Here is a 248-nt window from a genome sequence, read left to right as displayed (position 1 = left end):
AACTGAGCTAATTGTTCTTCAGTTAGACCACATTGCCATAATTGATTTAAGACAATAAGCGTCGTTGCTGCATTGGAAGAACCGCCACCTAAACCGGCACCCATCGGAATATTTTTTTCAATTTTTATATGGAGTCCGCAAGGATTTTGAGCGTGAGGGCGTAATATCTGTGCCGCCCGATAAATCAGATTTTGCTCAAGTTGAACCTCACCTAAACCTTCAATCTGAATCTCATCTTCAGATATAGG

At 41.1% G+C, this 248-nt stretch carries 1 protein-coding gene; it reads right to left on the bottom strand.

Going from position 1 to position 248, the window contains the following annotated elements; translation table 11 throughout:
• Positions 1-248, bottom strand: a 248-nt coding sequence (locus RFW85_RS12460; RefSeq protein WP_375143864.1) for a 4-(cytidine 5'-diphospho)-2-C-methyl-D-erythritol kinase, incomplete at both ends; no start/stop codon positions are given.

The sequence above is a fragment of the Acinetobacter sp. 12966 genome, from assembly GCF_031196995.1.
In the GTDB taxonomy this organism is placed as follows: Bacteria; Pseudomonadota; Gammaproteobacteria; order Pseudomonadales; family Moraxellaceae; genus Acinetobacter; species Acinetobacter geminorum.
The sequence above is the reverse complement of the archived record's forward strand: the minus strand, read 5'-3'. Positions and strand labels throughout refer to the sequence as shown.